Below are 13,052 nucleotides of genomic sequence, written 5' to 3' on the forward strand. Positions count from 1 at the left end.
CGACCCTACAAGAGCGGTCAGGCATGACCTTGGTCATGCGGCAATCGCCGGGCTGATTGGCTACCATTGACGCCCCGTCGCCCGCGCGACGGCATCCAGCCACACCGCGTCGCGGTCCCGCCAGACACTCCCCTCCCCCGTTGCCCGCTGCGCGTGATGCGCGACCGGGCGTACATGTCCCTGCGCGTGCGCAGGGCGCAGGATGCCCCATGTCCGCTGTTGAGCCGTCCCGTAGCACCCCGCCCCGTTCCCGCCGCTGGTGGGCGATTTTCGTCGTCATCATCGTGGCCGGCCTGGTGGCCTGGTGGGCATGGCCGCGCGCCGAAGCAACCGCGGCCGCCGGCCCGGGCAAGACCGTGCCGGTGCGCGTGGCCCGTGCCAGTGCAGAACCCCTGCAGCTGCGCCTGAAGGCCGTCGGCACCGTCACCCCGCTGCACAGCGTGGTGGTGCGCAGCCGCGTCGATGGCGAGCTGCTGCGCCTGCACTTCCAGGAAGGCCAGCAGGTGAAGGCCGGCGACCTGCTCGCGCAGATCGACCCGCGCCCCTATGAAGTGAAGCTGGCGCAGGCGCAGGGCACCCAGCAGCAGAACCTGGCGGAACTCGAGAATGCCGAGCGCCAGCTGCAGCGCTACCGCGAACTGCAGAAGCAGAACTACGTGTCCGGGCAGGAGCTGAGCGACCAGCAGAGCAAGGTGCGGCAGCTGCAGGGCCGCCGCATCAGCGACCAGGCCTCGGTGGACGAAGCGCGCCTGCAGCTGCAGTACACCCGCATCACCGCGCCGGTCAGCGGCCGCGTCGGCCTGCGCCGCCTCGATGTCGGCAACCTGGTGCACGCCAGCGATACCGAAGGCCTGGTGACGTTGGCGCAGACCGCGCCGATCAGCGTGCTGTTCACCGTGCCCGAACCTGAACTGCCTGCCCTGCTGGATGCCGTGCAGGCCCAAGCCGGCCTGCCGGTGGAAGCCTGGGACCGCAGTGAAAGCAAGGCGCTGGCGCAGGGCACGCTGTCCAGCGTCGACAACCGCATCGACACCGCCACCGGCACGCTGAAACTGCGCGCGCAGTTCGACAACGCCGGCCTGGCCCTGTTCCCGAACCAGTTCGTCAACGTACGCCTGCAGCTGGGCGAACACCCGGCGCTGCTGATTCCCGATGCCGCCGTGCAGTTCGGCAGCCAGGGCAACTACGTGCACATCGTCGACAAGGACAACAAGGCACAGCGCCGCACCGTGGTGCTGGGGCCGGCCGATGATGGCCGCGTGGCCGTGCGCTCCGGCCTGCAGGCCGGCGACCAGGTGGTGATCGAGGGCATCGACGGCCTGGAAGATGGCACCGCCGTGGAGATCGTGGCCGAACAGCCCGCTGCTGCAGCGAAGGCGGCCAAGGCCGGCGCATGAACCTGTCGCGCCCGTTCATCCTGCGCCCGGTCGCCACCACTCTGCTGATGGTGGCGCTGCTGCTGTCGGGCGTGCTGGCCTACCGCCTGCTGCCGGTGGCGGCGCTGCCGCAGGTCGATTACCCGATCATCCAGATCACCACGCTGTACCCGGGCGCCAGCCCGGAACTGACCACGCGCACCATCACCGCGCCGCTGGAACGCCAGCTCGGGCAGATTCCCGGCCTGAAGCAGCTGTCGTCCACCAGTTCCGGCGGTGCCTCGGTCATCACCCTGCAGTTCGGCCTGGACGTGTCGCTGGGCGTGGCCGAGCAGGACGTGCAGGCGGCGATCAACGCCGCTGGCAGCTTCCTGCCCGGCGATCTGCCGGTGCCGCCGGTGTACCGCAAGGTCAACCCGGCCGATACGCCCATCCTCACCCTGGCGGTGACCTCGCAGGCGCTGGCGCTGCCGCAGGTGCACGACCTGGTGGATACGCGCATCGCCCAGCGCCTGGCACAGCTGCCCGGCGTCGGCCTGGTCAGCCTGGCCGGTGGCCAGCGGCCCGCCGTGCGCATCCAGGTGAACCCGGCGGCGCTGGCCGCCAACAACCTGGGCATGGACCACATCCGTACCGCGATTGCCGCAGCCAACGTCAACCTGCCCAAGGGCAGTTTCGATGGCCCGATCCGCGCGGTGATGCTCGATGCCAACGACCAGATGCGCAGCGTCGATGAGTACCGCGCGCTGGTGCTGGCCTGGCGCGAGGGCGCGCCGCTGCGCCTGGGCGACGTGGCGACCATCACCGATGGCGCCGAGAACCGCCAGCTGGCCGCCTGGAGCGGCACCACGCCAGCGGTGCTGGTGAACATCCAGCGCCAGCCCGGCGCGAACGTGATCGCCGTGGTCGAGCAGGTGCGCACGCTGCTGCCGCAGCTGCAGGCCACGCTGCCGGCCGGCGTGCAGATGAACGTGCTGAGCGATCGCACCGAATCGATCCGCGCCTCCGTGCGCGGCGTGCAGAAGGAACTGGTGCTGGCCATCGGCCTGGTGGTGCTGGTCACCTGGGTGTTCCTGCGCAACCTGCCGGCCACGCTCATTCCCAGCGTGGCGGTGCCGCTGTCGCTGATCGGTACCTTCGCGGTGATGCTGCTGGCCGGCTACTCGCTCAACAACCTCACGCTGATGGCGCTGACCATCGCCACCGGCTTCGTGGTGGACGATGCCATCGTGATGCTGGAGAACATCGCCCGCCACCTGGAAGAAGGCGAAAGCCCACGCGAGGCGGCGCTGAAGGGCGCGGCCGAGATCGGCTTCACCCTGGTCTCGCTCACTGTTTCGCTGATCGCGGTGCTGATCCCGCTGCTGTTCATGGCCGACCTGGTGGGCGCGCTGTTCCATGAGTTCGCGGTGACATTGGCGGTAGCCATCGGTATCTCGCTGCTGGTGTCGCTTACCCTGACGCCGATGCTGTGTGCGCGCTTCCTCAAGCCGCATGCGAAGGGGTCAGAGCCCCAAGGGGATCTGACCCCGAAACAAGATGTCTTCGACCGCATCATCGCCGTCTACGACCGCCAGCTGCAGTGGGTGCTGCAGCGCCAGCCGCTGATGCTGCTGGCCACCGTCGCCACGCTGGCGCTGACCGTGGCGCTGTACTTCGCCGTGCCCAAGGGCTTCTTCCCGGTGCAGGATGCCGGCCTGGTGCAGGGCATCAGCGAGGCCCCGCAGGCGATCTCGTTCCAGGCCATGCGCGAGCGCCAGCAGGCGCTGGCGGCGGCCATCGAAGCCGACGAGGCGGTGGCCAGCGTGTCGTCCTATATCGGCGTGGACGGCAACAACGCCACGCTCAACACCGGCCGCCTGCTGATCGAACTGAAGCCGCATGGCGACCGCGACGGCGCCGCCGTGGTGATGGAACGGCTGCAGCAGCGTGTGTCGAAGATTCCCGGCATCACCCTGTACCTGCAGCCAGTGCAGGAGCTGGGCATCGAAGACCGCATCAGCCGCAACCAGTACCAGTTCACCCTGACCACGCCGGAACAGCAGACGCTGGAAACCTGGACACCGAAGCTGCTGCAGGCGCTGCGCCAGCAGCCGGCCCTGCGTGATGCGGCCAGCGACCTGCAGATGCAGGGCCGGCAGGCGCGGGTGAACATCGACCGCGATGCCGCCGCACGCCTGAATGTCAGCGTTGAAGCCGTGGCCGATGCGCTCTACGACGCCTACGGGCAGCGGCAGATCTCCACCATCTTCACCCAGGCCAGCCAGTACCGCGTGGTGCTGGAAGCCGATCCGTCGCGCCAGCCCGGGCCTGATGCCATCAGCGGCCTGCGCGTGCGCAACAGCGACGGGCAGACCGTGCCGCTGGGCGCCGTGGCGCGGGTGGACCTGGGGCCGGCCGCGCTGCTGCGCAACCATGTCGGCCAGTTCCCGGCGGCCACGCTGTCGTTCAACCTGACACCGGGGGCATCGCTGGGCGAAGCCACCGCCGCCGTGGAAGCGGCGCGCACGCAGATCGCACTGCCCGAGAGCATCGAACTGCGCCTGCAGGGTGCGGCGGCGGCGTTCAGCAGTTCGCTGTCGTCCACGCTGTGGCTGATCCTGGCCGCAGTGGTGGTGATGTACATCGTGCTGGGCGTGCTCTACGAGAGCTTCGTGCACCCGATCACCATCCTCTCCACCCTGCCCTCGGCCACCGTGGGCGCGCTGGCCGCGCTGTGGGTGAGCGGGCGCAGCCTCGACCTGATCGCGGTGATCGGCATCGTGCTGCTGATCGGCCTGGTGAAGAAGAACGCGATCATGATGATCGACTTCGCGCTGGACGCGCAGCGCACGCGAGGCATGACCCCGCGCGAGGCGATCCACCAGGCGGCGCTGCTGCGCTTCCGTCCGATCCTGATGACCACGCTGGCCGCGTTGTTCGGCGCGGTGCCGCTGATGCTGGCCAGTGGTTCGGGCGCGGAACTGCGGCAGCCGCTGGGCTGGGTGATGGTCGGTGGCCTGCTGGTCAGCCAGGTGCTGACCCTGTTCACCACGCCGGTGATCTACCTGGCCTTCGACCGCCTGCAGCGCCGGCGCTCGGCCACCCTCGCCACGTCTGAAGAGGCGCGCGCATGAGCCCCATCGCACGCCTGGCCCAGGCCTGCGTGCAGCGACCGGTAGCGACGATCCTGCTGGCGGTGGCGCTGGTGCTGGCCGGCCTGCTGGCGCTGCGGCTGCTGCCGGTGGCACCGCTGCCACAGGTGGACTACCCGGCCATCGAAGTGAGCGCCAGTCTGCCCGGTGCCTCGCCCGAGTCGATGGCCGCCACCGTGGCCACGCCACTGGAGCGCGCGCTCGGCAGCCTGCCCGGCATCTCGCGCATCGATTCGGCCAGCACCCAGGGCCAGACCTCGGTGGAGCTGAAGTTCGTACTCGGCCGCGATATCGACGAGGCCGCGCGCGAGGTGCAGGCGGCGATCAATCTCGCACGCGGGCAGCTGCCCAGCGGCATGCCGGGCATGCCGCAGTACCGCAAGGTGAACCCCTCGCAGGCGCCGATCCTGGCGCTGGCACTGACCTCGGACACGCTGCCGCCGGGCCAGCTGTACGACCTGGCCTCCACCGTGCTGGCGCAGAAGCTGTCGCAGGTACCGGGCGTGGGCGAAGTGCAGGTGGGCGGCAGTGCGCTGCCGGCCGTGCGCGTATCGCTGGACCCGAATGCGCTGAACCACGCCGGCCTGGCACTGGAAGACGTGGCCCAGGTCATCAGCCGCGCCAACGCGGTGCGCCCGTTGGGTGCGGTGGGGGATGAGCGCCAGCAGTGGCAGCTGGAAGCGCCGCTGCAGCTGCGGCAGGCCGCGCAGTACCGCGAGCTGGCGCTGAAGGTGAGCGACGACCGCACGCTGCGCCTGGGCGATGTGGCGGTGGTGGCCGATGGCGTGGAAGACCGCTATGCCAGCGGCTTCCACAACGAACGCCCGGCGGTGCTGCTGATCGTCAGCCGCCAGCCCGGCGCGAACATCATCGCCACCGTCGATGCCATCCAGGCGCAGCTGCCGCAGCTGCATGCGCTGCTGCCACCCAGCGTCGACATGCGCCTGGTGATGGATCGCTCGCCGGTCATCCGCGCGACCCTGCACGAAGCCGAACTGACCCTGGTGCTGGCCATCGCCCTGGTGGTGCTGGTGGTGCTCGGCTTCCTTGGCCACTGGCGCGCGGCGCTGGTGCCCAGCGTGGCCATCCCGGTGGTGCTGTTCGGCACGCTGGCGCTGGTTGCGTTGATGGGCTTCTCGCTCAACACGCTTTCGCTGATGGCGCTGATCGTGGCCGCGGTGCTGGTGGTGGACGATGCCATCGTGGTGCTGGAAAACATCGCGCGCCATCGCGAACTGGGCGCCGACCGCTGGCAGGCCGCCGTGCGCGGCGCAGCCGAAGTGGGCGCCACCCTGCTGTCGATGAACGTAGCGCTGGCCGTGGTGTTCGTCTCCATCCTGTTCCTGGATGACTTCGTCGAGCGCCTGTTCCGCGAATTCTCGCTGACCCTGGTGGCGGCGATGAGCGTGTCGGTGGTCGTTGCACTGAGCCTGGTGCCGATGTTGTGCGCGCGCCTGTTCGTCGATGACGCGCAGCACGTCTCGCGCTGGCAGCGTGGCAGCAACGCGCTGTTCGAGCGCGTGCGTGCGGCCTACCTGCGCACGCTGCAGGCCAGCCTGCGCCGCCTGCGCTGGCCACTGTTGGCGTTCGTGGCGGTCATCGCGCTCAACGCCTGGCTGTTCCAGCAGGTGCCCAAGGGCGTGGTGCCCAAGCAGGACACCGCACAGCTGCGCGGCTTCGCCCGTGGCGACGATGGTCTCTCGTTCCAGGCCATGCAGCCGAAGATCAATGCCTACCGCAAGCTGCTGCTGTCCGACCCGGCCATCGAGGACATCATCGGCTATATCGGCGGCAGCAACGGGGTCAACAACGCCTTCATCATGATCAAGATGAAGCCGCTGGCCGAGCGCAAGGTGTCCAGCCAGGAGGTGATCGATCGCCTGCGCGCGCGCCTGCCCAAGCTGCCCGGCGGCAACCTGTACCTGTGGGTCGACCAGGACATCCGCCTGGAAGGCGGCGGCAGCAGCGGCCAGTACGAGTTCCAGCTGCTGTCGGCGGACATGGCGCCGCTGCGCGAGTGGGCACCGAAGGTCGGCGCCGCGCTGCGCGCCCTGCCCGAGCTGGTGGACGTGGAAGCACAGGGCGAGGCCGGCATGCGCCAGGTGGTGCTGGACATCGACCGCGAGGCCGCCGCGCGCCATGGCGTGGACCTGAAGACCGTGGCCAACATGCTCAACAACTCCTTCAGCCAGCGCCAGGTCGCCACCCTGTACGACAGCCTCAACCAGTACCGCGTGGTGATGGAGCTGGACCCGAAGCACACCCAGGACCCGGGCACGCTGGCGCGCCTGCAGGTGATCGATGGCAGCGGCCAGCGCATTCCGCTGTCGACCATCGCCCGCTGGCGCTATGGCATGGCACCGGACCGCATCTACCACAGCGAACAGTTCGCCTCGATCTGGATCGAATTCGCACTGGCGCCGGGTGTCGGCCTGGAACAGGCCACGCAGGCGATCAACGCCGCGATGGCGAAGCTGATGCTGCCACGCACCGTGCAGGCCAAGCTGTCCGGTGAAGCCGGTGGCCTGGACAGCCTGCGCGCGCGGCAGCTGTGGCTGGTGCTGGGCGCGACGCTGGCGGTCTACCTGGTGCTGGGCATCCTCTACGAGAGCTTCCTGCAGCCGCTGGTGATCCTGTCCACCCTGCCCTCGGCCGGCATCGGCGCGCTGCTGGCGCTGTGGGTGTTCGGCAACGAACTGAACCTGATCGCGCTGCTTGGCTTGTTCCTGCTGGTGGGCGTGGTGATGAAGAACACCATCCTGCTGGTGGATTTCGCCCTGGCCGGCGAGCGGCGTGGCTTGAGCGCACACGACGCGGTGATGGACGCAGCACGGCTTCGCCTGCGGCCGATCCTGATGACCTCGCTGGCGGCGCTGCTGGGCACGCTGCCGCTGATGCTGGCCAATGGTGAAGGGTGGGAGCTGCGGCAGCCGCTGGGCATCGCGATTGTGGGCGGGTTGCTGGTCAGCCAATGGCTGACGCTGTACACGACGCCGGCGATGTATCTGGCGTTGGCGAGGATTCGGGCGGGGCGGTGATTGCGGGCGGTTCATCCACGCATGGCGTGGATCTACTGTAGAGCCGAGCCATGCTCGGCTGCTTTCTGCGTCAGTCGAGCATGGCTCGACTACAGAACGGCAGGTCAGCGGGCTGACCGGATTGGACTACCTGGCGTGCCGGGCATGGCGCGACGGCTGCGCGCCACACGTCGGGTGGACGCGGCTGCAGCGTCCTGTGGCCTGTCCAGCAGCGGGACCGCCGTGCCGGTGCGCTCGGCCAGCCAGCGCACGACGTCAGGCTTCTCGATGGCCAATGACAGCAGCATCGTGGTGGCATCGTCCGGATAGGTCGTCTCGTTCTCGTAGCGGGAGAATGCGATCGCGCCTTTTCCGAACAGCGTTGCCGCTGCGCGCTGGGTCAATCCATAGCGGCGGCGGAATGCCAGGACGTCTTCGCCGAGCAACAGGCCGCCGTAATGCTCACGTCGGGCAGCAAGCCGCCTGAGGTTCTCGATCTGCTGTGCGGCACTGGTTACCGTTGCGCCGCATGCGGGACACTCCATCGCCAGCAGCTCGACGACAACAGGATTTCCACGCGGAGTGAAGTGACGCTCGCGCGTGGATGCGACCAAGTGCGCCTGCTGGCAGGCGGGACACATCCGAGGGTTGGCTTTGTTCATGGCGTGCTCCGGTCAGACGTATGGCGCGCTACAGGTGGCAACTGAGAAGAACGACTCGCAGGCTTCCATCCTTGCCAATGGAAAATTTGAGGTAGTAGTTGATGTCCGAATGGTGGAGCCGACGCTTCCGCACATCGTCGTAGCGGACGGCGTAGGCGTCACACGGATGCCAGGTGCCCAGCTGATCCTTGCACCACTCTGATCCCTTGTAGTCCTCCGCCTGCAGGCACAACAGACAGTCCAGAAGATCACCCAATGTCCAGCGCAGGTTTTCGAGATCCCGTTGTGCTTTGTGGGTAGCTACCCACACGTCGTCAGGCCGCAACGCGCCTGTGCGGACGCATTGCTGCAAGACCAACAGATCAATCAAGGGTGACCCGCGGACACTGATCGCCCGGCGCGACGTCCCGGAATCGTGGAGCCGCTGCAACTGTGTTGGATCAACCCTCCACAGCACCGGCTTCAATTTATCACCGTGATAAGTTTCGTCAAGTCCATGACCGCTCTTCCGCTCCCGCCGCCTTGGGTCGGCGGCTTCCGGATGGACAACCGTGAGGCGTAGGCGGGACAAGGGGAATGGCCGTTTGCGGCAGAGAGCGCCGGGCACGGGCGAGGCCCGCCTGCAGCCTGCAGATTGTTCAGTTGAATCAGTGAAGTACGGTTTCGATGGAGACCTGTCAGACGCAGGATCATCGATAGCCGGGAGCGCGCTGTCGGCGCTGATGGGGCCGCCGACGGGTCGTAGCCGTCATTGGCAGGCGGGTAATCATCCACGCATGGCGTGGATCTACGTCTCACACCACCCCGGCGATGTACCTGGCGCTGTCGCACTTACGCAGCGCCAGGCGCATCGCCGGTGCGGACGGGTCGGCCTCCAACTCCGACCGACCCTGATCGCGGCCGCACCCCCGCAGGCGCTGGCCGCCATCCACACACGTGCCGCGATCAAGCGGCTTCGGACACCTTTACTTCACGACGGGCGCGCACGGCAGCGGCCAGACGCTCCAGCACGTCCACGGTGGTGTCCCAATCAATGCAGCCATCGGTGATGCTCTGGCCGTAGACCAGCGGCTGGCCTTCCACCAGTTCCTGGCGGCCGCCGACCAGATGGCTTTCCACCATCACGCCGACGATGCGCTGTTCGCCGTCTTCCAGCTGGGTGGCGATGTCCTCGATCACTTTCGGCTGGTTATCAGGGTTCTTGAGGCTGTTGGCATGGCTGGCATCGATCATCAGGCGCGTCGGCAGCTTGGCCTTGGCCAGTGCCTGGCAGGCCTCGCCAACGCTGGCCGCGTCGTAGTTCGGCTGCTTGCCGCCGCGCAGGATCACATGGCAATCCGGGTTGCCGGTGGTCGACACGATGGCGGTGCCACCCTGCTTGGTGACCGACAGGAAATGATGCGGGTTGGACGCTGCGCCCACTGCATCGGCCGCGATCTTGACGTTGCCGTCGGTGCCGTTCTTGAAGCCGACCGGGCAGGAAAGGCCCGAGGCCAGTTCGCGGTGCACCTGGCTTTCGGTGGTGCGCGCGCCAATGGCGCCCCAGGCAACCAGATCGGCGATGTACTGCGGCGAGATCACATCGAGGAACTCGACGCCGGCCGGCAGGCCCAGCTTGTTGATGTCGCGCAGCAGGCCGCGGGCAATGCGCAGGCCCTTGTCGATCTTGAAGCTGCCATCCAGGTCCGGATCGTTGATCAGGCCCTTCCAGCCCACCGTGGTGCGCGGCTTTTCGAAGTACACGCGCATGACGATTTCCAGTTCGCCGGCCAGCGCATCGCGCAGGGGCTTCAGGCGCTGGGCGTATTCGATGGCGGCGTGCGGGTCGTGGATCGAGCACGGGCCCACCACCACGGCCAGGCGGTCGTCACGGCCATGCAGGATCTCGTGCAGGGCCGCGCGCGAGGCGCTGACGGTGTCGGAGGCTTCATCGTCACAGGGCAGCATCGCCAGCAGCTGGGCGGGCGGTGTCAGCGGTTCGATGGTGCGGATGCGAAGGTCGTCGGTGTGCGGGGGCATTGCGGGGGTTCTCCGGAACGTTGGGGGTCCCCAGCGTGGCGACATGAAAAAAGCCGCCAGGTTCGCTGGCGGCTTTCGGGAATGCGTCTGAAGGTTTCTTCAGGGTGAGCGCAGTCCTTCCTCCGCCGTGGGCTTCGGAAAGTAATACCAATAAAAGTTGGCGTGGACTGCGTTCATGGGGTGTATTGATAGCACAGCTTTTGCGCAGTGCAAAATGTTTCATCCGCAACTGGGGATGCGGTTCAGGCGGGGATCGCCTCAGCGCTTGCCGTGTACTTCCACATCCAGCAGCAGGCCTTCATGGATGTCCACCCAGCGCTCCACCACGCGGTCCAGTTCCTTCTGTGCCTCGTCCAGCTGCTCGGGGTTGAGTAGGGAGCGGGCGGTGTAGAGATCGGAGACGAGCTGCCGCAGGGTAGATTCCAGGATGGCGACCGACGGCCCTTCCAGCCCGGGCAACTGCAGTGCCGGGCTGTCGCCAAGGGTTCCGTACAGCGTGACCTGGAGCTTGCTCTGCATGATCGACTTCCCTGCGGGTGGACATGGGCAGCCGTCATGTCTACCGCGTATTGGTGACAGGCGCATGTGCCGCCCCGCGCTCACGACTGCAGACGATTGCCTCGGTGCTCGGCTTGTCGCCATTGAACCGCCGCTCGATGCGCGGCGTGATGCACCAGCGACTTCGCGCCTGCGAAGTTCAACGCCAGAAAAATTCGGGAGAAACAGCGGATTTCACGGTCTGCGGCGTATGCAATACTGCGCCGCGTTTTGATGGCTGTCGCGGATGCCCTTGGTGCTGCGCGCAGGCATGTGCACTAGATGGATTGCTACCGAAAAAGGGTGGCCGGGTCGGCAAAGCCCGAGTGACAGCGATTTACGCTTGCCAACCGGCGTCGTTTTGAGCGGCGCCGGTTGGCAATCCGTCCGCGTTCCATGGCGGGCGGTGCGTGGGGGTGCTTGCACCCGCCGGTATCGCTGACTCCGGTCTTTGCCGCCACGTACCGTCCGCCACCTATTCCGGTGGCGCTGCCGTCCTCTCTGTACGGAGCACACGCCATGAACGCAAAGCACGTCCCCTTCCCTGGTAGCGGCCACAACGACCCGGCCAACACCGAAGACGCTGTCCCTGATTCCCACGGTTTCATCGCCAACCTGCAGCGTATCGGCGCGGGTGCCAGCAGTGATGGCCACCCCTGGCCCGAACCAAAACTGCCGATTGGCCGACGCATCCAGTTGGCCGATGCCGATTGCGCCCTTGCCGGGCTACGCATCGTGCATGAAGTGATGCTGGCCGCAGAGCGCAGCCGCCAGCATGGCGGCCCGGAACATGATGTCGGCCCGCGCGTGATGGAAGGTCTGATGATGGCCTGCCTGGAACTGGGTACGCACGCGGCAGAACGGGTGCGGCCGCGGTAGCGCAACTGCATGAGTCGACTCGATAACTGCCTGCCAGCCGTGCAGCATCCTGCACGGCTGGTGACTACGCCATGGCTCGAGTTCTTCCTGGCGCCGGCATCCAGACATGCCAACGTCTGCCGTTGACGCATTCCACCAAAGTCCAAACGCCCAGAAATCTGTAGCTCCCACTGATCGACGCACAGAATCGCAGTTCAGCTTAGGTGAAATGCGGGTCAGCCTGCGTCAGATATTCCCTACTACACAACGAGCTTGACGCTGACCGGGTCATGCATCAGTTTCCGTCGCCACGAGCGGTTAATAGGACTTCGGGAACAGGTAGTTAATAAAACCCATCGTTTCACACGTTCAGGCAGCAGCGGCCACCTGCTGGTGCTGACCTGCGTGCTTACGGCCTTTTTGGCGGGCTGCGCAGTAGATGGATCAAGCGTGGGGGCCGTCCAAGACAACAAAAGCACCACCATGATTCCGGTTGACGAAGTACATAGGCAGAAGGGCGAAAAGAATCAGCCTGCCGCAGCTGGAGGTGTTTCCTTGCCACGCGCAACACGGCAAGGCATGGGCTTCGACGATGACCCATGGGGAGCCACGACCGTGGAGGAGCAGCACTGGCTGGATCGGCATGGATACCCGAACAAGGAACAGCATGAGACGTTCACCGGCGCCTCCGACGGCATCCTTTGGAGTGCGGCCAATGCTGGGGACATCGTTGCCCAAGTCATGTTGGACACGCGGGCGTTGCCAGAGCGCGAAGCCTTGGATCGACTGTTGATCAAAGGCGCTGAGGGCAACCTCTATGCGCTGCAGTCTGCTGCGTCGTTCTTTGCTGGAAGCACACAAGGTGATGTAGCCACCGGCTACGCAATCGCGCGAGTCGCCGAGATGAGAGGAGATACATCACTGGCACTGGCCAGGGAAATGATGTTCAGAACTCCATTGACAGTTGAACAGCGAATGCGTGGTGAAGCGGAAGCGCTGAAGCTCAGCAGAACGCTGGATTCCATGTATCGGGAAAAAACCGGAAACGAGTTCATCCCCGATCCTCGACCGCTACCGTCTGAGTAGTTGTTCGTTTCATACGCAAGGAGCAAGAGTTGAAAACGTCTCAAAAGAGCGCGCCGCAGGCGCCAGCGATCCTTTTGCCTCGGCCTTCAATAAGATGCTGGATGAAGCCGCGGAGAAGGTTGTTGGTGCCGCCGTTTGGCGTAACAACTACTTCAAAGGAAATGTGAGTTACACCACCAGGATCATGATGATGACCGGGCGCGCCATGATTCACGTTGAAAAGCCCTGCGGCCAGCGCGCACAGGACTCATCGAATGACGGCAGCACCGCTGGGCAACCTGGAGCCGGTGGCGGTGGCGGTGGTGGTGGTGATGGCGCTGGGCGTGGTGCTGGACGGGGTGGCCGTGGTGGGCGGCGATGCGC

9 protein-coding genes are annotated in these 13,052 nt (G+C 66.4%); 5 read left to right on the top strand and 4 right to left on the bottom strand.

Annotation, left to right across the window (positions count from 1 at the left end):
* The first annotated feature begins 209 nt into the window (after positions 1-209).
* From IAE56_RS07850 to IAE56_RS07860, 3 genes are read left to right on the top strand one after another with little or no spacing between them, the layout of a single operon-like run.
* Positions 210-1,397: an MdtA/MuxA family multidrug efflux RND transporter periplasmic adaptor subunit gene (locus tag IAE56_RS07850; RefSeq protein WP_200752130.1), complete on the top strand. Its 1,188-nt coding sequence runs from the start codon at positions 210-212 to the stop codon at positions 1,395-1,397.
* Positions 1,394-4,492 (top strand): multidrug efflux RND transporter permease subunit, encoded by a 3,099-nt coding sequence (locus IAE56_RS07855; RefSeq protein WP_200752131.1) that lies wholly within the window; start codon positions 1,394-1,396, stop codon positions 4,490-4,492. Before IAE56_RS07850 ends, IAE56_RS07855 begins: the two co-directional genes overlap by 4 nt.
* Positions 4,489-7,548, top strand: a complete 3,060-nt coding sequence (locus IAE56_RS07860; RefSeq protein WP_200752132.1) for an efflux RND transporter permease subunit — start codon at positions 4,489-4,491, stop codon at positions 7,546-7,548. The genes IAE56_RS07855 and IAE56_RS07860 overlap by 4 nt, the downstream gene beginning before the upstream one ends.
* Positions 7,549-7,652: 104 nt before the next feature.
* On the opposite strand, the gene IAE56_RS07865 is transcribed toward IAE56_RS07860, so the two are convergent.
* The 4 genes from IAE56_RS07865 to IAE56_RS07880 all read right to left on the bottom strand — a co-directional run bounded on the left by IAE56_RS07865 (position 7,653) and on the right by IAE56_RS07880 (position 10,727).
* Complete coding sequence (locus IAE56_RS07865) at positions 7,653-8,189, bottom strand: type II TA system antitoxin MqsA family protein (protein WP_200752133.1); 537 nt, start codon at positions 8,187-8,189, stop codon at positions 7,653-7,655.
* Between the two features lie 28 nt (positions 8,190-8,217).
* A complete protein-coding gene (locus IAE56_RS07870; protein WP_200752134.1) occupies positions 8,218-8,655 on the bottom strand; it encodes a hypothetical protein in 438 nt (145 codons plus the stop codon).
* A 479-nt stretch (positions 8,656-9,134) separates the two neighbouring features.
* Positions 9,135-10,208: a 3-deoxy-7-phosphoheptulonate synthase gene (locus IAE56_RS07875; RefSeq protein ID WP_200752135.1), complete on the bottom strand. Its 1,074-nt coding sequence runs from the start codon at positions 10,206-10,208 to the stop codon at positions 9,135-9,137.
* Between the two features lie 258 nt (positions 10,209-10,466).
* Complete coding sequence (locus tag IAE56_RS07880) at positions 10,467-10,727, bottom strand: hypothetical protein (protein ID WP_108770152.1); 261 nt, start codon at positions 10,725-10,727, stop codon at positions 10,467-10,469.
* 537 nt (positions 10,728-11,264) lie between these two features.
* Between IAE56_RS07880 and IAE56_RS07885 the strand changes: the two genes are divergently transcribed.
* Both IAE56_RS07885 and IAE56_RS21115 read left to right on the top strand, forming a co-directional pair.
* The gene (locus IAE56_RS07885) at positions 11,265-11,624 is read left to right on the top strand and encodes a hypothetical protein (protein ID WP_200752136.1); all 360 of its coding nucleotides are present in this window, start codon (positions 11,265-11,267) and stop codon (positions 11,622-11,624) included.
* Positions 11,625-11,876: 252 nt separating this feature from the next.
* Entirely contained in the window at positions 11,877-12,689 is an 813-nt protein-coding gene (locus IAE56_RS21115; protein ID WP_234455958.1) for a hypothetical protein, read from the top strand.
* Positions 12,690-13,052 lie beyond the last annotated feature (363 nt).

The organism is Stenotrophomonas sp. S41 (assembly GCF_016624625.1).
Taxonomy (GTDB): Bacteria; Pseudomonadota; Gammaproteobacteria; order Xanthomonadales; family Xanthomonadaceae; genus Stenotrophomonas.